The organism is Hyphobacterium marinum, from assembly GCF_036330325.1.
Classification (GTDB): Bacteria; Pseudomonadota; Alphaproteobacteria; order Caulobacterales; family Maricaulaceae; genus Hyphobacterium; species Hyphobacterium marinum.
In genome coordinates, this window is the sequence record NZ_JAZDRO010000001.1 from 82,671 (window position 1) to 106,294 (window position 23,624).

A 23,624-nucleotide genomic window follows, 5' to 3' on the forward strand; every position below is an offset into this window, starting at 1 on the left:
AACCGTCGAGTCTGCCGTTTAGGCTAATCAGGGACTGTGACCGCTCGACTACTCGCAACAAGTGCCAGACTGGATGGGTGGGCAGGCAACGCTCCCATAGGAACAAAACACGCAGCAGTCGCCATCGAGCGGCTTGATGACCATCTTGCAGGACGGACAGTCCCAGAAATACTGGCATGCGTCTGTTGGCATGAGTAAATCCGGGTGAATGGTCTCGCATTCAGGGCATGTCAGAGTTGACTTGAAATTCATTTCCATCGCCAAACGCTGCTGGTCACTCATTGCGGTTGCCCGACCTCATTGAGACCTCCCACCTATTAAGCTGGCCAATCGGACCCGGTGGCGGAATGGTGTTGCGCTCCGCAAACCCGAATGTTGGCGATGATTGGCTCATCTATCCTCTCATCCATTCCAGCAGCGCTCGTTGTATCTGGAATTCATATAGTGGAAGGAGCATTGTCATGATCAGGAAAAGGGCACCGACGCTCCACCAGGCCCAAAACATCCATCGGGCGCTGCCACGACGGAGAGCCAGCACAGCAGCTACGATCAGGATAATTGTCGATATGCCGAACAGGACAGGTTGTATCCGAGTCAACCAGGCCAGCTTTGCGACAAGACTGGTCGCCACACCCAGATTTACCAGCAGGATCGGAACGACACAACAGGATGCTCCAATCAGGGCCAGAAAACTGCCGAACACACCGCCGCCGTGAAGAAGCGGTATGGCTTTGGCCGAAGATGACGTGTCCCTTGACATAAAGGAGTCCTACTCCCTGTAGTTAGTACAGGTGCAAGATGGAAAATTTGGAAGATCGATCACAAAAATGAGAGACGCCCTCAAACGCGGACAGTTGGCCCAATCGCTCGGCTGCAACATTGAAACAATCCGATACTATGAAAACATTGGTTTGATCGGGCCTGCTGATCGCTCCGCCAGCGGACACAGATTATACAACAAAGCCGATGCTGACCGCTTGCGATTTGTTCTGCGATTAAGGCAGCTTGGGTTTTCCATCGGCGATATTCGTAGCCTGCTCCAGACAATCAACAGTGGTGATTATTCTTGCAACGAGATTGCCCAGGTGGCCGAACGGCACATTTTGACAATTCAGGCGAAGATCAATGACCTCGAAAAGCTTGAACGCAATTTGACAAAGATCACCCGTCAATGCCACCGCGGAAACACGCCTGACTGCGCTGTTATCGACGCCCTTTCAAAAACATAGGGGTGTAGTGTCTTGGCGCTACTGATGTCCGGCAAACTAATCGCGTGAAATCGAACGCTGGGCGAGTGCCATCCGGACAAGACGTTGCATCCGCAGAACCAGAAGCAGCAGGCCTGCGAGCACGGTCAACAGTGCCAGAAAGGCCGCCGAAATGAGCAACGGATTGTTGAAATTCTCCCGCTCCTCATAGTCCATGATGTGGAGCATCCAGAAAAAATCATAGAAGCGCCAGGCGTTGTTGCGCCGCGCCGTCACCAGTCCCGAGTCGGGTGACACATAGATGCGTGTGCCTTCGCCATCATCGAACGAGACCCGCCAGGCCGGGCCGGGGCGGCGGGACTCCCATGTCGCATCCTCAAAATACTCGATCTCGGCAATCTCCGGGTCACCGGCATAGTCGGCGACGGCAATTTCAATCGCCCGCTCCCGGCTGATCGGCGTGATCACCTCCCCCGTAATCGCATCGACGAGCTCACTGTTGCCGCTCGGTCCGGTGACATTCCACACCACCTGTCCCTGCCAGATTTGCAGGGTGGCGGCGCGGATCGTCTGGCCGGGAAAGACCGCCTCCGCGGCCTGCCCGATCGGAATGATCGCCGCAGCTTCGATCGGGACCGGAGCCGGGGCTGCGATATTGTGTTCGCCCCGGACGGTCTCGATGGGAATGACGCTCATCACCACGCCGCCCGTCACCCAGAGCACGATCTGGATGCCGACGAGCAACGCGACCCATTTGTGGATCCGGATCGTCCAGCGCAGCAATGCCGTCATGGTCAGTTCCTCGTAAAACCGCCGCGCGCCCGGACCGGAGCGCGCGGCGGATCAAATCGCGTTTGTCTCAGAGGCGATCAGTCTTCGTTGCCATGACCCGCAGCGCCGGCATCGGTCTCGGCGTGATCACCATGTCCATCGCCATGACCGTCGCCGTGACCGTCGCCGTGGTCCATGTCGCCGTGATCCGCTCCATGCTCCATGTCCCCGTGGCCTTCACCGTGACCGTCAGCGTGCATCATGGCGTGGCAGGATTCGGCCAGCGCCTGATCTTCTTCCGACATGGCATTCATGATGGTGTCGTGGTCTTCGCCGGCTTCGTGGCGGGTCATCATCCAGTCTTGCATTTCCATGCAGGCCGTGTGCTGCGGATTGTCATTGGCGGCGGGTTGCGCCTCTTCATGGTGATCGGCAAAGGCCGATCCCGCAGCGATCAGAAAGGTCGCGCTACCGAATGCGATTGTGAACTTGTTCATGTCAGTACTCCAGTGGGTTGAAAAATGTCGTCAGAACCAGACCCGGACGCCCGCCACGATGGCGGTTGATTCCGGATCGACACCCGCCGCGCGGGCATAGTCAGCGGTCTCGCCAAGCTGGCGCGTCCATTCCACGCCGACATAGGGCGCGAACTGCCTGACAATCTCATAACGCAGGCGCAGCCCGGCCTGAAGGCTGGTGATCCCCGCTCCGGTCTCCAGCGACGGTATATCCTCGGCCGACCACGCCAGTTCGGCGCGCGGTTGCAGAATCAGGCGCTGGGTCAAGAGCAGCTCGTATTCGGCTTCCGCACTGCCGGTCAGCTCGCCCCGGTCGGACAGATAGGCCGAAACATCCACTTCGAACCAGTAAGGCGCCAGCCCCTGAAGGGCGGCAACGGCATGCGTGCGTCCGTTTCCATCCTCGAAGTCATGGGCAAGCCCGCCCTGCACATCGAAATAGGGCGAGATCGCGCGCGACCACAGCGCTTCGACGCGCGCTTCCTCAAACGCGCCATGATCGAAAGAATACTCGGCCTCGCTCTTGATCCAGAGGCGGTTCAGACGGCCGCCATACCAGGCGTTGATGTCCCACAGCAGCGTCTCTTCATCGTCGCGGACCTGATACTCGAACCGGTCGGTCTGAAAGAAGAATTGCCTTTGCCCGCCGGTTTCATGGCGAAGCTCTTCGAACGACTGCTCCATCTCCTCGGGCGGATAAAATTGGTGCGCATAATCCTGCGCATGGGCGGCGCCTGAGCCAGCAATCACGGCAGCGGCGGTGAAAAGAAGGGTCGCGCGCATCAGTGATCTCCGTGGTGCATATGGTGACCGGAAAGCGCGGGCGGCGCCTCGCCGGGCCGCACCGAAACCACCTGAAACATGCCCGCATGCATGTGGTAGAGCAGATGGCAGTGGAAGGCCCAGTCGCCGACATGCTCGGGCGTCACATCGACCGACAGCTTCTCGCCGGGTTTCACATTGATCGTGTGCTTGCGCGGCTTGTGGGACGTCTCACCGTTCACGACCTCGAAGAACATGCCGTGCAGATGGATCGGGTGAACCATCATGGTGTCATTCACCATCGTCAGACGCAGGCGCTCGCCTTCAGTGAACTCGATCGGCTCGACGACCTCGCTGAAACGGGTGCCGTCGAACGACCACATATAGCGTTCCATATTGCTGGTCAGATGCACCTCGATCTCGCGTGCAGGCGCGCGCTGGTCGGGATTGGGAGCCAGGCTGCGCAACTGGGTATAGGCCAGAGCCCGGTGTGGCACGTCCTCCAGACCGGCACCCGGTTCATGCAGCCGGCTGACGGGCTGCATGGCGACGTTCGCCACCCCCGGTCCTTGCGGATGGTCGTGGCGGGTCATCGTTTCACCGCCGCCGTGAGCCCCATGATCGTTGGCAGCAGATGCGGGTGAAGCCGGTGCGCCATGCGCGCTGTGGTCCATGCCGGACATCGATCCGTGATCCATCGCGGCGTGCGGGTCCGGGTCTGGCTGGCGGCCGTGACCCATCGCGGCGTGAGGATCCGCCGCAGGCATGGCACCATGGTCCATCCCCGCCATCGAGCCGTGATCCATGCCCATGTCGCGCATCGTCAGCGTCGGGCGCGGACGCAGGGCCGGGACCGGAGCCACCATACCCATGCGCGGGGCCAGCGTGGCACGCACATAGCCGCTGCGGTCGATGGTCTCGCACATCAGCGTGTAAGCGCGGTCCTCGCGAGGCTGGACGACCACATCATAGGTTTCGGCAACGCCAATCTGGAATTCGTCGGTTTCAACCGGCTGCACATCCAGACCATCGGCCTGAACCACCGTCATCGGCAGACCGGGAATGCGGACATTGAAGAAGGTCATTGCCGAGGCGTTGATGAAGCGCAGGCGCACTCGTTCACCGGGTTCGAACAGGCCGGTCCAGTTGTCGCCGGGACCATGCCCGTTCATCAGGAAGTCGAGCGTCGCCGCCGTGACATCCGAGATGTCAGTCGGGCTCATCCGCATCTGTCCCCACATCAACCGGTCGCGCAGCGCTGTCATGAAGCCGTTCTGCGACGCATCGCGGAAGAATTCCGGTACGGTGCGCTGCTGGAAATTATAGGTGTCGCTCGACGCCATCAGGCGCTGAAAGACGTGGTGCGGCCCTTCAAACGTGTAGTCCGAGAGCACGATCACATACTCGCGGTCATACCCGACCGGGTCGGTGCCGCGCGGCTCGATCACGATGGGACCATAATGACCCATCTGCTCCTGCAGGCCGGAGTGCGAATGATACCAGTAGGTCCCCGCCTGAGTGACCGGGAAGCGGTAGGTAAAGGTCTGGCCGGGGCGTATGCCGGGGAAGGTGACGCCCGGTACGCCGTCCATCTCGTTCGGCAGCAGGATGCCGTGCCAGTGAATGGACGTGTCTGTGTCCAGCGTATTGTGGACCCTGAGCGTGATGTCATCACCCTCGCGCCAGCGCAGCAGCGGAGCCGGCACCTGACCATTAACCGTGATGGCCGGGCCCGTTCGTCCGTCAATCGCCAGCTGCGACCGTCCGATCGTCAGGTCAAACTCGGTGCCCGACAGAGGCTGAAGTCCCGCCAGATTGGCCGCCGGACCCGGTTGGGCCCAGGCCGGCAGCATGGATGACGCCGCCAGGCTTCCGCCCAACGCAGCAGATGTTTGCAGAAAGTGACGGCGTGAAAACAAGGCCTGACTCCGAATCTTGAACTGGTGTTTGCGCCACTGGCGCGGCTTGATCCAGGGGGAGGGAGGAAACCGGGAACACCAGCAGGCGCAAACTGTGTCCGAATACGTTGAGGCTAATCAGGTCCCTCACTATTTGCTGCAATTGAGTCACGCAATCTGGATCTTGCCCGATAAATCCGCACTTCAACGGCCTTTGGTGTCAGCCCCATGACCGTGCCGATTTCCGCATGCGTCAATCCCTCAATGGCTGACAATAGCAACGGGGTCTTCAACCCTTCCGGCAAGTTCTGGATCGTGCTGTCAACCTGTTCCAGAGCCTGCCGGTCGGCGACCTCTATGTCGGGTGCAGGAGTCGTACTTGCGAACTGCTCAATGGAATCATCACCGCCCAGCCAGCGCATGGCCGTTCGCTTTCGCAAGGCGTCACGCCCCTTGTTGCGGGCAATGTGAAACAACCAGGCCACGAAAGTGCGGTTGGGATCAAAACGATGCAGATTGCGATGCAGCGCGACAAAGGTCTCCTGTGCCGCGTCCTGGGCGTCATCCATGTTTCCAAGCAATCGCGTCAGATATCGCACCACCATGGGCGAGTGACGCCGCATGAGCATATCGAAGGCCTGCTTTTTGCCCTTGCGGGCCTGCGCAACGAGGTCAGCATCAACAGCGTTGTCATCGGATGCAGACGCACTACTGCCCGGCATCAAAAGCGTCGGCCAGGCGGGCATCGAAGGATGCGCGTTGATCGTCAGTAAGAACGGCCCGCATCGCCAAAATATGGCTCAGCGTCTCAACCTGTAGCTCTCCCATCGCAGTGTGGATGGCTTGAGCATGTGTGGAGACCTGATCAGACAGCGCTTGATCCTCCAATAGAGCCTCACCCATAGCCTGTCGTGCGTCCGCCATCCGGGCTTCCAGCGCGCTTCGCCGAATGGCGAAGGCGGCTTCCAACTCCTCAATCAAGGCGTCCTGCTCTGGTGACAGGTGCAATTCATGATGGACGATGGCATGCAGGCTGGGGGCATCGTCCTGATCGGATGCAAACAGCGTGATACCCATCCAGACCCCGGCAAGCCCGCCGAGAATGCCCAGGGATACAGCAACGATACCGGCCCGAAGCATCAGGACCCTGCCTTGGGCAAATCTGCCAGAGCCGAAATCGAGTAAGGCGCATGGCTGGTGAATACGGCAAAGTCGTCTACACCGCGATTTGTCGCCAGTGCCGCACCGGACACGCTGCCGACGACAAGTGCCATGGCCGCCGGGGCGGCCCGCCAGGCGATACCGGGGCTGACGGACCTGAGACCCTCCACCAATGCGCGCCAATATTGCGGACGGTGGTGAATGCTTTGCCAGACCGAAGCGGCAAAGGCGCGTTCGTCAATCTCCGGCCTTGCTGCGGCCATTTTTTCGAATTGTCGATCAATCGGATCCATCGTCATGTGTTAAAATTCCTCAAGATGTATGGAGATGGCGCAGCCGCCAGCCATTGTCAGTCCGCGTCAGGATTGCCGTGCCATGCGCGTCGCGTTCACGGGCTTCGCCATGCGATACATATTCCATCCGGATGGTGAATGTCGCAACCGCCAGATCGCCATCGATCGCTATGTCGTAGCCGTGCCAGTCATAGACATCGATATCAAAGCCTTCAGCGGCAAACTCTGGTGCCAGATGATGGTCGCGGTAATCGGCCCAGCCGATATTGGTGCCCGAGCCCTCAAAGATCGTGAAATCTTCGCCATCGGCCAAGACCCAGGCTTCGGCTTCTGTGACGTCTTCTGCAGCAAGAGCACCTGAATAGGCCTCGAGCGCAGCTTCGATATCATGCGCCTCGTGGGAGAATGCGGGAGCCGAGGCGAGAAGGCTTCCAGCGAGGGTCAATACAATAAGTTTGATCATTTCAGTCTCCTTGTGAGCGCGCGACTGATTTCGCGCGATGGTTTGAGAGCCAGGTATCGCCCCAGCGGCGAATGACGTGCCTTGATGGTTTTTCAAGCCATTCATAGGTGGCGCTGGACGCTGCCAGCATGGCCGCGAGCATTGCCAGAAGGGCAAGAGTCGAGATGGATTCCCCAATCAGGCCGAACACGTCCTGCAGCAGATTGAAGGCGATCATGAAAAACGGAACATGGAGCATGTAGATTGAATACGATATCTCCCCGAGATACCGCACGGAGTCCCGCTTGGGCGCTCGGCGGGCCTGCCGGTCCAATTCAGCCAATGTGTAGATCAACGGAGCGCCCAGAAGGGCAATAATCCGATCATCCCATGCCCAATGGGCTGACATCAGATACACGACGAGGCTTACCGCAAAGCCTGCGAGAGCCTTATTCCGGCCAAGCGTGAAGCGGCAACCGAGCCGGTAAATGGCTATTCCGATCAGAAATTCAGGAATGATCCTTAAAACGCCAAATCGCTCGGTCGCCATCGGCAGGCTTTCGCCGAACAGACGTTGATGAAGCTGATCAAAGAGCAGAAATGACGCGATTGCGATCCCCAACAAGATGATCGGTCGCCCGGTCAGCGCAATGGCGATCATCAGATAGGCCGGAAAAGCCAGATAGGCGAACCATTCAGCGCTGATCGACCATGACGGGCCATTCCAGCCAGGGTTGGGGGCAAAGCCCCATGCATGAACCATCAGGAAATTGGCCGGCAAGTCAGCCAGCGGAAAGTCTTGCGGGCTGAATGGCACGCCCATTAACCAGGCCCCCAGCGCCGCCAGGGCCAGCAGCGCTATTGTTGCAACATGTAGCGGGTAGATACGGGCAAAACGGGCGATGATGAATTTCGGAAAGTCGAACCGCCCTTTTTCACGCGCCGCAAGATAGACATGCGCCAGCACGAATCCTGACAGGATGAAGAACAGGTCGACGCCAAAACGGCCCATCGCGAAAAGAGCCGTGACCGCATCGACATCCACCGCCCAGGGTTCGCGCCAGTGGTAGAAAACCACCCAGAGCGCCGCAAAAAAGCGGAGCCGGGTTAGTGATGGCAGATCGACTGGATAAACAGACACTTTCTAGCCGCCCATCAGATGGGCCAGACCGCCATGCGCCAGAGAGCCGCCCAGAAATCCGTTGACGGCTACGCCAATGGCGGCACCGAAGAGCAGCGCTGTCAGCGCCAAAGCCGCAACCGGCTGTCCACTGCGATGCTTCCATTCCGCTGCGCCGGCCACAATAAACAGACCAAGCGCCATGCTGGTACCAAGCCAGCGATGGACGGACATAATGCCGTCTTCGTTCGAAGCGATAGGCCCGGCATGCGCCCAACCCAGCAATCCTGCCGCCAATCCTCCGAAGGCCGCCGTCCAGGCAAGGAAGCGGACGATATCTGCATATCCGGCGCGGCCTGTGATCAACCCCATCGCCTGCGCCAGAGCGGCCGCCAGGATCAGAGCAATGGGGAAGTGGACCGCAACAGAATGTAACGCCCCGGTCTTTGCGATTGCCCGTTCCAGATCGGTCTGTGGACCGTTGTTGCCCCAATGCGCGTGTCCACCCGTCTCTGCACCGGGACCATGGTGGTCCGCCGCGGGACCGGCGTCTTCAACAGCGTGGTGATCGTCAGTTGCGCGCGCCTCCGGATTCGAACCATGATGGTCCATTGCCGTTGCGGACGCATCGTGTCCGTGCGGCGTGCTATCGCTGTTATCATGTGGGGCTGCGTCACCATGCTCATGGGGCGGCGAGCCCGCATCGTCATGCGACTCAACGGCGTTCGACGGCGTATCGCTCGCGGCTTCTGAGGTTTGCTCGGCTTCATCGTGCTCGGCAGGCGGATGGGCCATGGCATTTGGACTCATGAGCCCAATCGCCAGTGTCAGCGCCAGCGCGCCCAGAAATCTGCGAATGGTCAATTGGTCACTCCACACTGCCAGAATGGAGGACTACGCAATGACGGGTTCATTCCCTCAAACGGACGGCAGAGCCTCGTCAGCAAATGACTGCATCCGGGAACGCCACCCTACGACTTGTAATGCTGTCATTTTTGGTGCCCGGTTTCATGGGTTTCGCGCTTCTCTCGTCGACGTGACAGATAGAATTTTTCAAAGACGAAGATGGCGATTATCCCCGTCGCTGAGATCACAATGATGGCCGGGTCGCTCATCGCCTTCATCACAAGGAAAGCCCCCAGCGCAGCGAGATCAAAAAGAATGGCGCAGATCAATACGACCGGATTGGCCCCCACATCTTCCCGCAGGCGGCGCAAGACACCCCAGTGAATGATCACATCCATGACGAGATAGAAAATCGCCCCCATTGAAGCGATCCGCCCGAGATCAAAGAAGGCGGCCAAGGTGCCCGCCGCGACAACGGTGTAGACAAGCGTGTGCGTTTGAATGTTACCAGGCATGCCAAAATGCTTGTGCGGGACAAGCTTCATGTCTGTCAGCATCGCGATCATGCGCGACACCGCGAAAATGCTCGCAATCACCCCAGATGCCGTCGCAATGATAGCGATAAAGACCGTGAACCAGACACCCGCTTCGCCAAAGGCCGGACGGGCGGCTTCGGCCAGCGAATAGTCGCGCGCTTGAACGATTTCACTGATCGAGAGTGTTGATCCCACAGCGAATGCAACCAGCATGTAGACGACAAGGCAGATCGCCAGGGAGATCATGATTGCACGGCCAACATTCCGGTTCGGGTTTTTCACTTCACCACCGCTGTTGGTGATCGTTGTGAAGCCCTTGAAAGCAAGGATAGCCAGCGCAACGCCTGCCAGGAATCCAGTCGCAGACGTTTCCCCGGCAATGCCGGATGCCGCAGGTTGAAAACTGAATCCGGCTGCCCACAACACCAGAGTCGCAAACACCAGAATACCGCCAATTTTTGCAATAGCGGCGACCTTCGACAGACCACCGATGATCTGGTTTCCGGCAATATTGACCAGAAACGCAAATACGATCAGGCCCAGCGCCAAGACCGGAACGAGAATCTCTGTGTTTTCGAGATCGAATAATCGCAGCACATAAGTGGCAAAGGTCCGCGCCACGAGGCTTTCATTGATGATCATCGAGAAAGCCATAAGCAATGCCGCGCCGCCCGTAATGGTGGCCGGTCCATAAGCCTTCTTGAGGATCATGGCGATCCCACCGGCTGAGGGGTATTTGTTGGAGACCCTGATGTAGGTGTAGGCGCTGAAACCGCTGATTACGGCGGCCAGCAGAAAAGCCAGCGGGAATAGCGGGCCAGACAGCTCCGCAACCTGACCTGTCAATGCGAATATTCCGGCCCCGATCATGACACCGGTACCCATCGCGACGGCTCCGGCAAGAGTCAGGCTGCCTGCTTTGTATTGTGCCTGCATCATTTAGCCCTTTATGGCTGTTGCATGCCGCGCGGCGTGGTGCGGTAGAGCGAAATCGAACCGGTGGGGGTTGGCAATGTTCGTCCCGCGTCGACCGTCAACCCGACCTCACGCATAAGTTCGGGTAAAATGCCGTCAGCATTAGGTTGGGTGTCCGCGACACCGTCGAGCATTTGGACCGTCATGCGAAACAGAGCTCGCATGACAGGGCCCTTTTGAAATCCATAGTCGGCGATATGGATTTCACCATTCTCAGCGAGCAGGTCGCGCATCGTAAAAAGCAATTCGCGTTTCATGGTCTCTGGCGTCTGATGAAACACCAGGCTGGAAACAATCTTGTTCGGCTTCCAGTTCAAAGGCAGAGACAATTCAGATAAAAACCCTTCCAAAAAGCGCAAGGATTGAGTTCTTGGGTCGACCTTCGCGAGAGCACGTCCCAGCGCCGCGGTGTCGGGATCAATCCCAATGATCTCCGCCTCTGGCACGAGCTTGTTTAATTCGACGGCAAGCGTCCCGGTTCCGCATCCTACATCGAGGATCCTGTCATCTGGCGACGGGTCGATCTGTTGGATCAACGCCGAACGCCACGCCGTCTCCCGCGTCAAAGCCCGGATCACCGTATCATAAATTGGCGTCAGCCAATTATATCTCAATGGCGGCGTGTATGTGCTTTTGCTGTCTGTCACAGACGCGCCCCACGCAGCCGTAGCGAGTTCAGAACGACTGAAATCGAAGAGGCGCTCATGGCGAAGGCCGCAAACATCGGGCTGATCAAAATGCCGAAGAATGGGAACAGCAGGCCCGCCGCAACGGGCACACCTGCCGTGTTGTAGATCAGTGCAAAAAACAGGTTCTGGCGGATATTGCCCATTGTTGCTCGGGCCAGCCGTCTTGCGCGGACAATGCCGTCGAGATTTCCTCTGACAAGCGTGATTCCGGCGCTTTCAATGGCTACGTCCGCGCCAGTGCCCATCGCGATTCCAACATCGGCCTGGGCCAAAGCGGGCGCATCATTCACACCGTCTCCGGCCATGGCTACCTTGTGCCCTTTGGCCTGAAGATCACGAATGATCTCCGCCTTGTCTGCGGGAAGAACATCGGCGCGGATTTCATCAATGCCGAGCCGGGCACCAATAGATTTCGCGGTGCGTTCATTATCGCCCGTCGCCATGATGATCCGGAAGCCCAGTGCATGAAGGGCCTCGAGGGCTGCCGGTGTCGACTCCTTGATCGGATCAGCGACACTGACAAGGCCAGCGATCAACCCATCCACGACGACGAACATGACCGTCTCACCATCATCGCGGCGGGCATTGGCCGTATCAGCAAGGCATTGGCTTTCCAGCCCCATGTCGGCCATCAGACGGGCATTTCCCAGCGCGACTTCACGACCATCAACAATGCCTTTTACGCCCTTGCCGGTGATCGCGTCGAAGTCCTCGGCTTTCGACAATTCAATGCCGCGCTCGTCGGCACCGCTAACGATGGCTTCGGCCAGCGGATGCTCCGATCCGCGTTCCAGGGATGCCGCAAGGCGCAGGACGTCTGCTTCGTCGTGCCCGTCTTCGGGAAGGACCGCGACAAGTCTTGGTTTGCCTTCGGTCAGCGTTCCGGTCTTGTCGACGATCAGCGTATCGATTTTCTCGAACCGTTCGAGCGCTTCGGCGTTCTTGATCAATACGCCGGCCTGGGCTCCGCGCCCCGTCGCCGTCATGATCGACATCGGCGTCGCCAGTCCCAGCGCACAGGGGCATGCAATGATCAGAACCGCCACTGCCGAAATCAGCGCATAGGAGAGCGCAGGCGTCGGGCCCCAGATCGCCCACGAAACAAAGGCAATAAGCGCAACACCGATGACCGCAGGCACAAATAATCCGGCCACCTGATCGGCATATTTCTGGATGGGAGCGCGGGACCGTTGAGCATTGGCCACCATTTCCACGATCTGCGAAAGCATTGTGTCAGCACCAATACGTGTCGCTTCAACAACAAGACTGCCAGTGCCGTTGATCGTCGCCCCAGTCACAGCATCGCCGGTCGTTTTCTCAACCGGCAACGGCTCGCCGGAAATCATGCTCTCGTCGACCGACGAGCGCCCTTCAACGACCCTTCCGTCCACGGGCACTTTGTCACCAGGCCGGACCCGCAAATGATCGCCGAGTTGGACGTCTTCAAGCGGGATTTCTTCTTCCGAACCATCTGAACGGATAACACGCGCCGTCTTGGCAGATAGATCCATCAAAGCCCGAATGGCTTTGCCGGTGCCCTCGCGGGCGCGCAACTCCATCACCTGACCCAGCAAAACCAGCACAACAATCACTGCTGCGGCTTCAAAATAGACCCCGACATGGCCGTCCGCGCTGCGGAAGCCGTCCGGAAATATGCCCGGCGTCAACACAGCAACAACGCTGAATATCCATGCCGCTGATACGCCCATTGCGATGAGCGAAAACATGTTGAGATTCATCGTCCGGAACGAGTTCCAGCCGCGTTCAAGGAACGGCCAACCACACCAGAGGACAACAGGAGTTCCCAGAACCAGCTCGATCCAGAGTGTGGCCTGCTCTCCGAAAACCTCGCGAACCCCGGGAAATCCAATCAGCGGCCCCATGGTCAGAACCAGGAGCGGCAAGGTCAGCATCGTACCGATCCAGAAACGTCGCGTGAAATCGACCAGTTCCGGATTGGGCCCGTCTTCAACCATGGTGGCCGATTCTAGCTCCAGCCCCATACCACACAGTGGACAAGAGCCGGGGTGGGTCTGACGGACCTCCGGATGCATCGGGCAGGTATAGACAATACCCTGATGGCCGTGCGGAACGGTATCGTATTTTCCGTTCTTCGCCGCCCCAGATGATTTGTTGTCGGTCGAGCAGCTTGAATGATCGTGGGTGTCTGGGCGATTTTGGCCCAAGTCATGGGACTGGCCTTTACCGCCGCAGCATTCGTGTTTGTGTTTGTGTTCGTGTGTCATGACCTGCATTCCTCGATTTGGTGCCGAGAATCTGACGGTTTCGGCTTTGGTATCGGGACCCTGCACCTTCCAGTCGCTGGAAGGTCAAGGGGATTTTCAAGGGCCTGCCAATCCTCAATCCCAAGCCTGGCTCAAATGACATTTTCATGCCCCGAAAGGCTGTCCATGATCGGGCAATCTGGTCGGTTATCACCTTCACAAGCACTCACTAGCTTTGAGAGAACGCTGCGAATTTCCTTCAACTCTGCGAGCTTGCGGTCCACATCCGCGATGTGACGTACCGCGAGATCACGAACATCTGCGCTGCTGCGTGCATCGTCGTCATAGAGCGAAAGGAGTTGTCGACAATCGTCCAGAGAAAACCCGAGCGACCGGGACCGCGCCAGGAATGTCAACTTGTGTAGATCGGATTCGGAAAAACTACGGTAGCCATTGTCGCCTCTTGCGGGCGAAAGTAAGCCGATTTCCTCATAATAGCGGATCGTTTTCGCGGGCAGGCCAGAGTGCTCCGAAGCTTGTTTCACATTCATGGGACCGACCTTTCAGCATCCGGGCCGACCTGGTCGATCCGCTTGGTACGTTTGAGCACAATCGTTTGCCAGATCAGAAAAGCTGCCGGGATTACGAGCAGCGTCAGGACCGTCGCACTGGTCATCCCACCCACCATCGGGGCTGCGATACGGCGCATGACTTCGGAACCGGTGCCTGATCCCAGCATGATCGGCAGAAGGCCGGCAATGATCACGGCGACCGTCATCATGATCGGGCGAACCCTCATCAGAGCCCCCTCAACGACCGCCTCTCGCAAATCATCCAGAGTGACATCGCGGCCCTCGCCGATAGCCATCTCTCGCCGTTTATTCAGAGCCTGTTCGAGATAGACGATCATGATAACACCGATTTCAACGGCAACACCGGCGAGGGCAATAAAGCCGACCCCGACCGCCACCGACATGTTGTAGCCAAGCAGATCGAGCAGCCACAAACCGCCAACCAGTGATAGGGGCAGTGTACCCAGGATCAATAGAACCGGAATGATGCGTTTGAAGTTCAGGAAAAGCAGCAGAATGATGATGGCCAGTGTTACCGGCACGACGAGCGACAGTCTGGCCTGCGCGCGTTGCATGAACTCGTACTGGCCTGACCAATTGATCGAATAGCCCGGCGGCAAGTCGATTTGCTCGATCACTGCCCGCTGGGCGTCAGCGACATAGGTTCCGATGTCCACGCCGGATATGTCGATATATATCCACCCGTTCAGGCGCGCATTCTCGCTTCTGATCACACCCGGCCCGTCGGAGATGGATATGTCTGCGACACGGCCGAGCGGGATTTCGGCGCCGGTGGGCGTGATCAGCGGTAAAGCCCGCAACTCATCGGGTGATCCACGATAATCGCGCGGATAGCGTAGGTTGACCGGATAGCGTTCAAGCCCTTCCACGCTTTCAGTGATCGTCATACCGCCGATCGCGGTGCGAACAAAGTCATGCACATCGGCTATATTCAAACCAAAGCGCGCTGCCTCTGTCCGGTTTACATCGATATTGATGAAACGTCCGCCGGTCACGCGCTCGGCATAGACCGATGCCGTACCCGGAACATCGCCGATTACATCTTCGATCTGCTGACCGATTTCGGCGATCACATCCAGATCGGGACCCGACACCTTGATGCCCACCGGGGTTTTGATCCCGGTCGCCAGCATGTCAATGCGGTTGCGGATCGGCATGATCCAGACGTCAGTCAGGCTGGGCACATCAATTAGTGCGTCCAACTCTGCCCGAATGTCATCCATCGTGACGCCCGGACGCCACTCCTCGCGCGGTCGAAGCTGGATCGTCGTCTCGATCATGGTCAAGGGCGCTGGATCCGTCGCCGTCTCAGCACGGCCAGCCTTGCCATAGGCGGTCAGGACTTCCGGGACGGTCATGATCAGTTGGTTGGTCTGTTGCAGGATTTCAGCCGCTTCACTCGCCGATACGCCTGGATAGGCGCTTGGCATGTAAAGAAGGTCTCCTTCGTCCAAATCCGGCATGAACTCGCTACCCATGCGCGAATAAGGGATAATCGCGCTGGCAAGCGCAATCGCCGCGACGGAGATCATCAGCCAGGGGTGTTTGAGTACGCCATTGATGAAAGGCCGGTATCCGGCAATGAGGCCGCGATTGATCGGGTTCTTGTGCTCTGGAGTGATCTTGCCGCGTACGAACCAACCCATGAGAACCGGTACAAGCGTGATCGATAATCCGGCCGCCGCCGCCATCGCATAGGTCTTGGTGAAGGCCAGAGGATGAAAAAGCCGCCCTTCCTGAGCTTCGAGCGCGAATATCGGCACGAAGCTGACAGTGATGATCAAAAGCGAAAAGAAAAGCGCCGGCCCCACTTCGCCTGCCGCTTCGCCGACAATTCGCCATCGGTTCTCCGGCGTCAGTGGCTCGCGCTCAATGTGCTTGTGAAGGTTTTCAATCATCACAATGGCCGCATCTACCATCGCTCCGATGGCAATAGCGATTCCGCCCAGCGACATGATGTTTGCGTTGATGCCCTGCATGTACATGACGATGAAGGCTGTCAGGATCCCGACAGGCAAGCTGAACAGAACGACCAAGGACGAGCGAAAGTGAAAAAGGAAGATCGCGCAGACAATGATGACGATTAAAAACTCTTCTGTGAGCTTCTCTTTCAGGGAATCAATAGCTCGCTCGATTAATCCCGCCCGATTGTAGGTCACGACAACTTCGACCCCGTCTGGCAGGGAGGCCTGCAACTCGTGCAGACGTTCCTCAACACGCTCGATCGTCGCCATGGCGTTCTCGCCATAGCGCATGATCACGACACCGCCGACGGCTTCACCTTCGCCATTGAGCTCGCCGACACCGCGCCTGAGTTCCGGGCCAATTTGTATTTCGGCGATATCAGACAACAAGACGGGTGTGCCATTGTCGCTAAGTCCGACGGGGATGGCGCGCAAATCGTCCTCGCCCTGAATATAGCCCGATGCCCGGACCATATATTCGGCTTCCGCCATTTCGATGACGCGGCCGCCGGTTTCCTGATTGCCGCGCTGAATTGCCATCCGTACATGCGACAGTGGGATGCCGTAGGCGCGCAAACGGTCGGGATCAGCTATGACCTGATACTGTCGGACCATGCCGCCAATTGTGGCGACCTCTGAAACGCCCTCAATGGTCTGCAATTCGTAGCGTAGAAACCAATCCTGAATGCTGCGCAATTGCGAGAGGTCATGCTGCCCGGTCCGGTCAACCAAAGCATACTGGTAAATCCAACCCACGCCCGTCGCGTCCGGCCCCAGCGCCGGTGCAGCGCCGTCAGGAAGAGTGGGCGCAACTTGACTAAGATATTCCAGAACCCGCGACCTGGCCCAATAGAGGTCGGTTCCGTCTTCAAAAATCACATAGACATAGCTGTCGTTGAAAAAGGAATAGCCACGGACTGTCACAGCCCCCGGCACGGCCAGCATAGCTGTCGTCAGCGGATAAGTGACCTGATCTTCGACAACTTGCGGCGTTTGGCCTGGATAGGTCGTCTTGATAATGACCTGAACATCCGAGAGGTCGGGGATCGCATCCAACGGTGTACGTGAGAGGGACCAAATGCCTCCCGCCGTCAGGAAGATCGCCATAAGAATAACGATGAGCCGATTGCTGATCGACCAGCGAATGATGGCGGCAATCATTGGTGATCTCCGTGACCAGCATGTGGATTAGCGTCTTCTGCCTCATCGGCCGGCATCTGGTGCCCGCTATGATCCATCGCGTCATCCTCAAGCGTCTCAATTGCGCTGATCCGCCAATTGCCGTTGTCCTGCTGCAACGTGAACATCACGCGGTCACCGATCGCTATTCCATCCAGGGACACACCCTCGAGCGCCAGGAAGGACATGCTCATGGCTGGCCAGTCGAGCGCCTCAATCGGCTCATGCGTGATGTCAATCATACCGTGACCGGCCATCAGGGCATCGACGACACCAACGCCACCCACCGGCTCATTGCGTGCTGAGGGGTCTGTCTGGTGGCCTGATCCAGCGATCTCACCCGGCGGCGACATGCGCAGCATCACGCCCTGCAGGCTGGCTTCCGAGTCGATCAGGAATTGACTGGAAACGACGACTAGCTCGCCTTCGCCAATCCCGGACAGGATCTCCACCATGCCATCGGATTCGGCACCGGTGACGATCCGGGCTGGTTGAAACCGTCCTTCTCCGTCATGGATGATGACGCGTTCGGATTGTCCGGTTCGTATCACCGCTTCGCGCGGAACCATCAAGACGCCCGTCCGCGGCTCCGCTTCAATCACAGCATTCACATAAGTGTCGGGCCGCAAGCTCAGGTCATCGTTTTCGAGGCGAATTCTTACCGGTACTGTTCGGCTTTGCGGGTCGACTGTCGGATAGACGTATTCGACTTCGCCAATCCACTCGCGCCCGCGCTGCGCACCGGTTGTGATCCGGACGGTTTGGCCACGTTCAATCTGGGCGATGCGGTCCTCAAACACGTCAACGATCACCCAGACCTCGCTCAGATCAGCGATGGTCATGATATGATTGCCGGGGCGCACAAACGCGCCTTCCCTGACAGCCAACTCGGTGACAATCCCCGAACGTGGCGAAAGAATGCTGGTTTGGGTCGCCGGCCTGCCTCGGCGTGCCAGTGCCTGGATTTGTCCGCTTGTCATACCGAGCGCCAACAGGCGTGATGCAGAGGCGTCAATGAGAACCTGCCGTCCCGTTCGAACAGCTTGCAGGTATTCGCTTTGTGCGGTCGCGATATCTGGCGCGTAGATTGAGAAAAGTAGTTCACCGGCCTCGACCTGATCTCCGATCGCGGCCACCGGGAGATTTTCGATCCAACCCTCTGAACGGACGTCGACAACTGACGTCAGATCATCAACAAGCCGGACATAACCGACCGCGTTGACGGTTTGCGAAAACGCTTGTCGGTGGACCCGAGCCGTACGCACGCCGATATTGTTGATGACGGCAGGATTGATTTCGATATAGCTGCCAGACGCTGCCTCGCCTTCATAGACCGGAATGAGCTCCATCCCCATGGGTGAAAGGCCCGGCTCGTCACGGCGAAAGTTCGGATCCATCGGCGCAACCCAATAAAGGATGCGCGGCTCATCACTGGCGGCAGATCCAGTCGATGAACTGGTTTCCCCGCCTTCAGTGGGTAATATCAGCGTGGCGCCGATGCCGGTCAGCAAACCCAGCAAGAACAGCGGGGCTCCAAATATCATCCAAGTCCGTTTCATTGGATATCTCCGGTGAGGTAGAGAATTCGCGACTGTGCCAACAACATGTCGACTTCAATGCGCAAAAGAGCGAGTTCGGCATCGAGATGCGCGAGTTCTGACCGAACGAGTTCGGCGAAGTCCGCATTTTCATTCTGATAGGCGAGGAGAACGGATTCGGCAGTTTCTCGGGCCCGGGGAAGTACTGTTTCTTCATACAAGCGCGCGCTTTCGCCCAAACGGTTTAGTTGAGCCAGCTCACGTTCTAGGCGCTGCGCCATATCGAGCAGAGTTGCGGCACGTTCCAGCTCGGCGGCGCGGCGAAGATTACGTGCAGAAGCGACCGTCTCATCCTGACGGTCGCGACTGAAGAGCGGCATTTGAACGCTGACACCGATGCTGGCGATATCCGACCGGCTCCCGCGAAGCCCGTATCCGGCTTCGACGCCCCAGGCCGGGCGATATTCTTGAAGCGCCAGATCAATGCCCAGCTCACGTGCATCTATGCGCGCATTGTGAGACTGGATCATGGGATGGCCGGCGAGACGTTCCAGCGCTGCTTCTCGCTCGGGAACCGGCGGGAGCACGGGCAGAACATCCGGTAGGGGCCGGCGCGCAGCAGGCAGAGTGACAAAGCGCGACAGATCGGCCACCGCCTGATCCCGGCTACGTTCGATATCAATCAGGCGCGCTTCGAGAATGCTCTCTTCGAGATCAACCCTTGTCACGTCATGGCTATTATTGCGGCCCGTCGAATAGGCCGACAACGCCACTTCTGCCAAGTCTTGTACAACGGCGAGGCGTTCACGTGTCAGATCGGCGGATTGGTCCAGATAGAATATCTCAAGCCACGCCTCACGAACGGACAGCGTAATCTGCCGATCGGCCATGTTGCGGCTAGCCTGCATGGCTCTGGCCTCTGCCGTTCTCTGCTCGCGCGTTAGACGCCGTGTGTCACCGCGCGGAAACATCTGGCGCACACCAATTCGCGCCTGCGTCATTGGTTCGCGGTTCGGATCAAGGTCCGAGAGCGGCACATTGGCAATGGCAGCGGAGAACACAGGGTCCGGTAGCGTGTCCGCAGCGGCCCCCTGTTGTACGAGCGCGTCGGCGCGAGCATCGAAAACAGATGATGATGGCTCGTTCGCGTCCTGAGCAATCAGCACGGCTTCGGGTAGGCTGAGCGGGCGCGGCTCGTCATCGGCGACGACCGCGAAAGAGGCTGCGAGAGCCAGAATTTGCACAAGCATAGTTTTCTCCAGGCGTTATCAGGAATGGATGCCCTTGGCGGGCGATCCATCAAACGCGTGGAGGTTTTCGCGGCGTATGGTTTTCGATGGAAATATGTGTCAGATCACCCAATAGATTTGGCGTTCCGTTGTTTGACAAAAATGCTTCGGGTATCGTTCCCGTCAGGATGGTCAGCACAGGACCAGCCGAACCCGCCGCGCAATCGGGCATGTCGCAATCAGCACAGCAAGGTTGGCGGTCTTGCCCATCGACATGTCCATATCTGGACGCGGCGGTCCCAGCACCATCGCCATGATCACATGACATGGGCATTTCCGTTTGAGCCATGTCTTGGTTGTCAAAATCAGCCACAGCGCCCGCGCTGGCAACAGGCATGGCGACCATGGCGATCGCTAACCACGTCAAAAAGCTCATCGAAATGAACGCTCTCAGATTGAATGCCGGTCGTGCCATGCGGTGGTTTCGTGCCCCGTCAACGGCCCCACATTCTCGGGGCTGATATATCTGATACGGCAGCTAAAGTAATATCCCTCAAGATATGGGCAAGGCGTCCCAGAGTCGCACACGCACAACAGGCCAACATATCGATCTGAGACCGCCCAAATGAGAGGCCTCGATTGTCGGATTACCGTAATTGGCGCGTCTCATATGGGAAATTAGGCGCGAAATGGGGCCTGCTGCCCGCCAGTTGTCCGAGCTAGCCGATAGTTTCAATTCCAACGGTCTACCGATTGCACGCCGAACAGAAAGAGCCAGATGATCAAAATCGACAAGCGAGCAATGCGCTAATGTCAAGTTCTTCGAAGTCCGGTAAGGAGAGCAAAATGTAAGTGTTTGTTCAACGTAAGGCGGATGACCTAGGGTAATGTTTTGAATTACCAAGATTAGTGTTTTCCCATACAGCCAAATTGGTTGCAAACTTGCGGACGTCGAATTGCGTTTGACAGCACAGGCAGAAGATTCTCCAACTTCAAGACCATCTAATTGAACTGCCGTGATCATAGCGTGGGGCCGCGCCCAAAAGAAAAACAAAATTGTTCGCTATTTGCCGATAAACTTCGGTCATATTCATTCGCCAAAGGCGCGATAACTCAGGCACAATATCCATCGCTTGCCAAGGCATCAAAGTGATCCCGTTAGCCTCCCCGAATGGGCCGTCGGTTTCTGGAAGAACCCGTTCCATTGGCATGGTTGCAACTGCTTTGCGGCCTCGTTCGCTCGACAGCATCGCCGGTCCCACAGAAAACCAGCAACCGCGCTCAACTGCTCGGTCGATCTGTCTCTTTGTTCCAGTGAACCAGTGAAGGATGGGGAGTCCGGCCAGCGGCTCTGTTTCCAGTACATCGAGGACGAGCTTCTCTGCTCCGCGACTGTGAAGTGTGATTGTCCGTCCCCCCGCTCGCGCGCACAGGATGAGAATCTCCATTAGGATTGACGCTTGCCGATCCAAGGAGATGCGGCGGGGACGCGAGCCATCCAGCCCGACCTCTCCCACGTAATCCGTTTGCGGCAACAAGCTTTCGAACAATGCTAATTCATGTTCGCGAGCGGAGGCGATCTCAGGGTGCAGTCCCAGCGAGGTTCGAATCCTGCTGCTTGGAGATGCGAGCTTTCGCGTCCCTTTGAACGCGCTTGGGGTGGTGGTAACCGAGAGGATGTAGACCCCTCGCTCAACCGCTTCCGCAACCACTCCCTCTGGGTCCGGATATAGGTCGAGGTGACAATGAAGATCGATCAGCGCCATTTGAACCCGTCGAGGAACGTGCTGAGTTCCTCAATACCGGTTCGAACGGCTTCGACAATAGCGGCTCGCCGCACGGCATCTATGGGCAGCGGACCGGCGGCCCGCACCCAGCGTTCGAACTGTTGCGGGCTCATGACCTTGGCTCGTGCGACCGCCAGTCTGGCGGCAAGCACGTCATCATTTGCCCCCTTGGGAAGGGCTGGAGGCTTATAGTTTGTACCGTCTGATATCTTCGCCGCAGCAAATGAAGCGCGGCGAATGAGGCAAGGCAAGCAGCGGCCGCATCGACATCGAAACCGGACAATTAAGGGGGCACATCCCCATCGGGGCCTTGGCGGACGCAATCGGGGTCGAGCCATCGCTGATCGACCCCAATAGCCTCACCTTCACCGCCCCTTTCACCATCAAGCGCCGTGGGATCGAAGCTAAAATCGTCTGTGGAACGACAAGTGCGAACGTTGATGAGGTATTTGTGCGCGGGCTGGCACAATCCCATCACTATTTGCAGCGGGTTCGCAGCGGCGAATTGGTCTCAGACATAGCCCGCTCCAATGGGGGGACCGAGCCCCCAATCCGGCACAGATTGAAAGTGGCTTTCATCTCACCGCGCATCGTTGAAGCCGTTCTTGAAGGTCGCCAACCATTCGACCTGACCTTGGAGCGGCTCCTTCGAACACCGATTCCACATGATTGGGCCGACCAGGAGCGGCTTTTTGGCCTGAAAACACCCTCCTGACGATAGGGTATTTCCCTGCTCACTTCCCTGTTATTGGCGTGACCGGATTATTGGATAGGCCAATGCAGTATGGTTTTTCCAGTCAAATTGCGGCTTGATGAATGCCCAAATTAGCGAAATTTCCCTGTAAATTCCCTGTAAACGGCCCAAACCGCTTCGCCAATACAGGCGGGCAGAGACCAGGCGCGAATTTTGGTCGCCATCTCGCTGATCATCCGGTCTCTGGATTTTCCCAGCACGCCAAACGCCGCAAACGCGGGACAATTCCCTGCGCAGGGCTTTATACCTTTGTTTTCAAGGGTTTATGGCGGTGAGGGTGGGATTCGAACCCACGAGACGGTCTCCCGCCTACACACTTTCCAAGCGTGCGCCTTCGACCACTCGGCCACCTCACCAGCGCGGAAGGCGCGCACCATAGCCAAGGCTTGCCGCCGGTCAAGAAGCCGTGACCGCGCTCTGGCGCTTTGCCGCCGAACCCCTATTTTGGAGTCCGGTTCTTTTCACAAGGAGTGCGGGCCATGGCGTGGTTCGACAAAGCATGGAAAACCAATCCCGTCCCTGCCGGTGATGCGCTACCGGGCCGCGACACGCCCATTCTCGACCCGCAGCCGCATTTCGTCAGCGGAGCCTCGCTGACCGAAATCCCGGCCGGGCACGAGGTGCTGGACCTGGGCATGGGCTGTTTCTGGGGGGCCGAGCGCCTGTTCTGGGAAATACCGGGCGTGACATCGACCTCGGTGGGCTATGGCGGCGGCTACACGAAGAACCCGACCTATTCCGAAGTCTGCACCGGCGCGACCGGGCATGCCGAACTGGTCCGGGTGATTTTCGATCCGGCGAAAGTCCCGCTCGAAGAGCTTCTGAAGGCGTTCTGGGAAAACCATGACCCGACCCAGGGCATGCGCCAGGGCAATGATGTCGGCACGCAATACCGCTCGGCGCTCTACTGGCGCGATGAGGACCAGAAACGCCGGATCGAGGCGTCGCGCGACGCCTACCAGAAAGCGCTGGATGCTGCCGGGCGCGGGGCGATCACGACCGAGATGGCCGAAGCCGGGCCGTACTACCTGGCCGAGGACGACCACCAGCAATACCTCGCCAAGAATCCGGGCGGATATTGCGGGCTCGACGGGACGGGCGTGAGCTGTCCCATTGGCCGCGGCGTCCCGGCCTGA

25 protein-coding genes and 1 tRNA gene are annotated in these 23,624 nt (G+C 58.2%); 3 read left to right on the forward strand and 23 right to left on the reverse strand.

The window, feature by feature from the left end:
• Positions 1–48: 48 nt before the first annotated feature.
• Both V0U35_RS00330 and V0U35_RS00335 read right to left on the reverse strand, forming a co-directional pair.
• Positions 49–282, reverse strand: coding sequence for a GDCCVxC domain-containing (seleno)protein (locus V0U35_RS00330; protein WP_330194650.1), 234 nt, complete (start codon positions 280–282; stop codon positions 49–51).
• Positions 283–394: 112 nt separating this feature from the next.
• Positions 395–760: a hypothetical protein gene (locus V0U35_RS00335; RefSeq protein ID WP_109261377.1), complete on the reverse strand. Its 366-nt coding sequence runs from the start codon at positions 758–760 to the stop codon at positions 395–397.
• A 67-nt stretch (positions 761–827) separates the two neighbouring features.
• Between V0U35_RS00335 and V0U35_RS00340 the strand changes: the two genes are divergently transcribed.
• Positions 828–1,229, forward strand: coding sequence for a MerR family transcriptional regulator (locus tag V0U35_RS00340; protein WP_330194653.1), 402 nt, complete (start codon positions 828–830; stop codon positions 1,227–1,229).
• Positions 1,230–1,265: 36 nt separating this feature from the next.
• Here the strand turns inward: V0U35_RS00340 and V0U35_RS00345 are convergent, their stop codons facing one another.
• The 20 genes from V0U35_RS00345 to V0U35_RS00440 form a co-directional block, all read right to left on the reverse strand.
• The gene (locus V0U35_RS00345; RefSeq protein ID WP_330194655.1) at positions 1,266–2,000 is read right to left on the reverse strand and encodes a PepSY domain-containing protein; all 735 of its coding nucleotides are present in this window, start codon (positions 1,998–2,000) and stop codon (positions 1,266–1,268) included.
• A 77-nt stretch (positions 2,001–2,077) separates the two neighbouring features.
• Positions 2,078–2,476 (reverse strand): hypothetical protein, encoded by a 399-nt coding sequence (locus V0U35_RS00350; protein WP_199288388.1) that lies wholly within the window; start codon positions 2,474–2,476, stop codon positions 2,078–2,080.
• Between the two features lie 30 nt (positions 2,477–2,506).
• On the reverse strand, positions 2,507–3,280 hold the full coding sequence (locus V0U35_RS00355; protein WP_330194658.1) for a copper resistance protein B: 774 nt from the start codon (positions 3,278–3,280) through the stop codon (positions 2,507–2,509).
• The gene (locus tag V0U35_RS00360; RefSeq protein ID WP_109261381.1) at positions 3,280–5,178 is read right to left on the reverse strand and encodes a copper resistance system multicopper oxidase; all 1,899 of its coding nucleotides are present in this window, start codon (positions 5,176–5,178) and stop codon (positions 3,280–3,282) included. The genes V0U35_RS00355 and V0U35_RS00360 overlap by 1 nt, the downstream gene beginning before the upstream one ends.
• Positions 5,179–5,291: 113 nt before the next feature.
• Positions 5,292–5,903, reverse strand: a complete 612-nt coding sequence (locus V0U35_RS00365; RefSeq protein WP_330194659.1) for an RNA polymerase sigma factor — start codon at positions 5,901–5,903, stop codon at positions 5,292–5,294.
• Positions 5,866–6,297, reverse strand: a complete 432-nt coding sequence (locus V0U35_RS00370) for a Spy/CpxP family protein refolding chaperone (protein WP_330194660.1) — start codon at positions 6,295–6,297, stop codon at positions 5,866–5,868. Before V0U35_RS00370 ends, V0U35_RS00365 begins: the two co-directional genes overlap by 38 nt.
• Positions 6,297–6,617, reverse strand: coding sequence for a hypothetical protein (locus V0U35_RS00375; protein WP_330194661.1), 321 nt, complete (start codon positions 6,615–6,617; stop codon positions 6,297–6,299). The genes V0U35_RS00370 and V0U35_RS00375 overlap by 1 nt, the downstream gene beginning before the upstream one ends.
• A 13-nt stretch (positions 6,618–6,630) precedes the next feature.
• The gene (locus V0U35_RS00380; RefSeq protein WP_330194662.1) at positions 6,631–7,074 is read right to left on the reverse strand and encodes a nuclear transport factor 2 family protein; all 444 of its coding nucleotides are present in this window, start codon (positions 7,072–7,074) and stop codon (positions 6,631–6,633) included.
• A gap of 1 nt (position 7,075) precedes the next feature.
• Positions 7,076–8,194 carry an acyltransferase family protein gene (locus V0U35_RS00385; protein WP_330194663.1) on the reverse strand — a complete coding sequence of 373 codons (1,119 nt, stop codon included), beginning with the start codon at positions 8,192–8,194 and terminating at the stop codon, positions 7,076–7,078.
• 3 nt (positions 8,195–8,197) lie between these two features.
• The gene (locus V0U35_RS00390; RefSeq protein ID WP_330194664.1) at positions 8,198–9,037 is read right to left on the reverse strand and encodes a DUF2231 domain-containing protein; all 840 of its coding nucleotides are present in this window, start codon (positions 9,035–9,037) and stop codon (positions 8,198–8,200) included.
• Positions 9,038–9,162: 125 nt separating this feature from the next.
• Positions 9,163–10,491, reverse strand: coding sequence for an APC family permease (locus V0U35_RS00395; protein ID WP_373696352.1), 1,329 nt, complete (start codon positions 10,489–10,491; stop codon positions 9,163–9,165).
• A gap of 11 nt (positions 10,492–10,502) precedes the next feature.
• Positions 10,503–11,177: a class I SAM-dependent methyltransferase gene (locus V0U35_RS00400; protein ID WP_330194666.1), complete on the reverse strand. Its 675-nt coding sequence runs from the start codon at positions 11,175–11,177 to the stop codon at positions 10,503–10,505.
• Positions 11,174–13,474, reverse strand: a complete 2,301-nt coding sequence (locus V0U35_RS00405; RefSeq protein ID WP_373696337.1) for a copper-transporting P-type ATPase — start codon at positions 13,472–13,474, stop codon at positions 11,174–11,176. The genes V0U35_RS00400 and V0U35_RS00405 overlap by 4 nt, the downstream gene beginning before the upstream one ends.
• Before the next feature lie 122 nt (positions 13,475–13,596).
• Positions 13,597–13,995, reverse strand: coding sequence for a Cu(I)-responsive transcriptional regulator (cueR, locus tag V0U35_RS00410; protein WP_330194668.1), 399 nt, complete (start codon positions 13,993–13,995; stop codon positions 13,597–13,599).
• The gene (locus V0U35_RS00415; protein WP_330194669.1) at positions 13,992–17,162 is read right to left on the reverse strand and encodes an efflux RND transporter permease subunit; all 3,171 of its coding nucleotides are present in this window, start codon (positions 17,160–17,162) and stop codon (positions 13,992–13,994) included. The genes cueR and V0U35_RS00415 overlap by 4 nt, the downstream gene beginning before the upstream one ends.
• The gene (locus tag V0U35_RS00420; RefSeq protein ID WP_330194670.1) at positions 17,159–18,739 is read right to left on the reverse strand and encodes an efflux RND transporter periplasmic adaptor subunit; all 1,581 of its coding nucleotides are present in this window, start codon (positions 18,737–18,739) and stop codon (positions 17,159–17,161) included. Before V0U35_RS00420 ends, V0U35_RS00415 begins: the two co-directional genes overlap by 4 nt.
• Positions 18,736–19,968 (reverse strand): TolC family protein, encoded by a 1,233-nt coding sequence (locus V0U35_RS00425; protein WP_330194671.1) that lies wholly within the window; start codon positions 19,966–19,968, stop codon positions 18,736–18,738. The genes V0U35_RS00420 and V0U35_RS00425 overlap by 4 nt, the downstream gene beginning before the upstream one ends.
• A gap of 49 nt (positions 19,969–20,017) precedes the next feature.
• Positions 20,018–20,422 (reverse strand): hypothetical protein, encoded by a 405-nt coding sequence (locus V0U35_RS00430; RefSeq protein ID WP_330194672.1) that lies wholly within the window; start codon positions 20,420–20,422, stop codon positions 20,018–20,020.
• A 517-nt stretch (positions 20,423–20,939) separates the two neighbouring features.
• Entirely contained in the window at positions 20,940–21,713 is a 774-nt protein-coding gene (gene qatD / locus V0U35_RS00435) for a Qat anti-phage system TatD family nuclease QatD (RefSeq protein WP_330194673.1), read from the reverse strand.
• Positions 21,704–21,886 carry a hypothetical protein gene (locus tag V0U35_RS00440; protein WP_330194674.1) on the reverse strand — a complete coding sequence of 61 codons (183 nt, stop codon included), beginning with the start codon at positions 21,884–21,886 and terminating at the stop codon, positions 21,704–21,706. The genes qatD and V0U35_RS00440 overlap by 10 nt, the downstream gene beginning before the upstream one ends.
• A gap of 158 nt (positions 21,887–22,044) precedes the next feature.
• Between V0U35_RS00440 and V0U35_RS00445 the strand changes: the two genes are divergently transcribed.
• Positions 22,045–22,449, forward strand: a complete 405-nt coding sequence (locus V0U35_RS00445; protein ID WP_330194675.1) for a hypothetical protein — start codon at positions 22,045–22,047, stop codon at positions 22,447–22,449.
• Positions 22,450–22,754: 305 nt separating this feature from the next.
• Here V0U35_RS00445 and V0U35_RS00450 read toward each other — a convergent pair.
• Positions 22,755–22,844: transfer RNA gene (locus tag V0U35_RS00450), tRNA-Ser, on the reverse strand.
• Between the two features lie 123 nt (positions 22,845–22,967).
• Here V0U35_RS00450 and msrA point away from each other — a divergent pair.
• On the forward strand, positions 22,968–23,624 hold the full coding sequence (gene msrA / locus V0U35_RS00455) for a peptide-methionine (S)-S-oxide reductase MsrA (protein WP_330194676.1): 657 nt from the start codon (positions 22,968–22,970) through the stop codon (positions 23,622–23,624).

What these genes read in the sequence shown, in the direction of transcription:
- V0U35_RS00330 (WP_330194650.1), bottom strand. Translation starts at nt 282, where the DNA reads ATGAGTGACCAGCAGCGTTTGGCGATGGAAATGAATTTCAAGTCAACT.
- V0U35_RS00335 (WP_109261377.1), bottom strand. Translation starts at nt 760, where the DNA reads ATGTCAAGGGACACGTCATCTTCGGCCAAAGCCATACCGCTTCTTCAC.
- V0U35_RS00340 (WP_330194653.1), top strand. Translation starts at nt 828, where the DNA reads ATGAGAGACGCCCTCAAACGCGGACAGTTGGCCCAATCGCTCGGCTGC.
- V0U35_RS00345 (WP_330194655.1), bottom strand. Translation starts at nt 2,000, where the DNA reads ATGACGGCATTGCTGCGCTGGACGATCCGGATCCACAAATGGGTCGCG.
- V0U35_RS00350 (WP_199288388.1), bottom strand. Translation starts at nt 2,476, where the DNA reads ATGAACAAGTTCACAATCGCATTCGGTAGCGCGACCTTTCTGATCGCT.
- V0U35_RS00355 (WP_330194658.1), bottom strand. Translation starts at nt 3,280, where the DNA reads ATGCGCGCGACCCTTCTTTTCACCGCCGCTGCCGTGATTGCTGGCTCA.
- V0U35_RS00365 (WP_330194659.1), bottom strand. Translation starts at nt 5,903, where the DNA reads ATGCCCGCCTGGCCGACGCTTTTGATGCCGGGCAGTAGTGCGTCTGCA.
- V0U35_RS00370 (WP_330194660.1), bottom strand. Translation starts at nt 6,297, where the DNA reads ATGCTTCGGGCCGGTATCGTTGCTGTATCCCTGGGCATTCTCGGCGGG.
- V0U35_RS00375 (WP_330194661.1), bottom strand. Translation starts at nt 6,617, where the DNA reads ATGACGATGGATCCGATTGATCGACAATTCGAAAAAATGGCCGCAGCA.
- V0U35_RS00380 (WP_330194662.1), bottom strand. Translation starts at nt 7,074, where the DNA reads ATGATCAAACTTATTGTATTGACCCTCGCTGGAAGCCTTCTCGCCTCG.
- V0U35_RS00395 (WP_373696352.1), bottom strand. Translation starts at nt 10,491, where the DNA reads ATGCAGGCACAATACAAAGCAGGCAGCCTGACTCTTGCCGGAGCCGTC.
- V0U35_RS00405 (WP_373696337.1), bottom strand. Translation starts at nt 13,474, where the DNA reads ATGCAGGTCATGACACACGAACACAAACACAAACACGAATGCTGCGGC.
- cueR (WP_330194668.1), bottom strand. Translation starts at nt 13,995, where the DNA reads ATGAATGTGAAACAAGCTTCGGAGCACTCTGGCCTGCCCGCGAAAACG.
- V0U35_RS00415 (WP_330194669.1), bottom strand. Translation starts at nt 17,162, where the DNA reads ATGATTGCCGCCATCATTCGCTGGTCGATCAGCAATCGGCTCATCGTT.
- V0U35_RS00420 (WP_330194670.1), bottom strand. Translation starts at nt 18,739, where the DNA reads ATGAAACGGACTTGGATGATATTTGGAGCCCCGCTGTTCTTGCTGGGT.
- V0U35_RS00425 (WP_330194671.1), bottom strand. Translation starts at nt 19,968, where the DNA reads ATGCTTGTGCAAATTCTGGCTCTCGCAGCCTCTTTCGCGGTCGTCGCC.
- V0U35_RS00430 (WP_330194672.1), bottom strand. Translation starts at nt 20,422, where the DNA reads ATGGCACGACCGGCATTCAATCTGAGAGCGTTCATTTCGATGAGCTTT.
- qatD (WP_330194673.1), bottom strand. Translation starts at nt 21,713, where the DNA reads ATGGCGCTGATCGATCTTCATTGTCACCTCGACCTATATCCGGACCCA.
- msrA (WP_330194676.1), top strand. Translation starts at nt 22,968, where the DNA reads ATGGCGTGGTTCGACAAAGCATGGAAAACCAATCCCGTCCCTGCCGGT.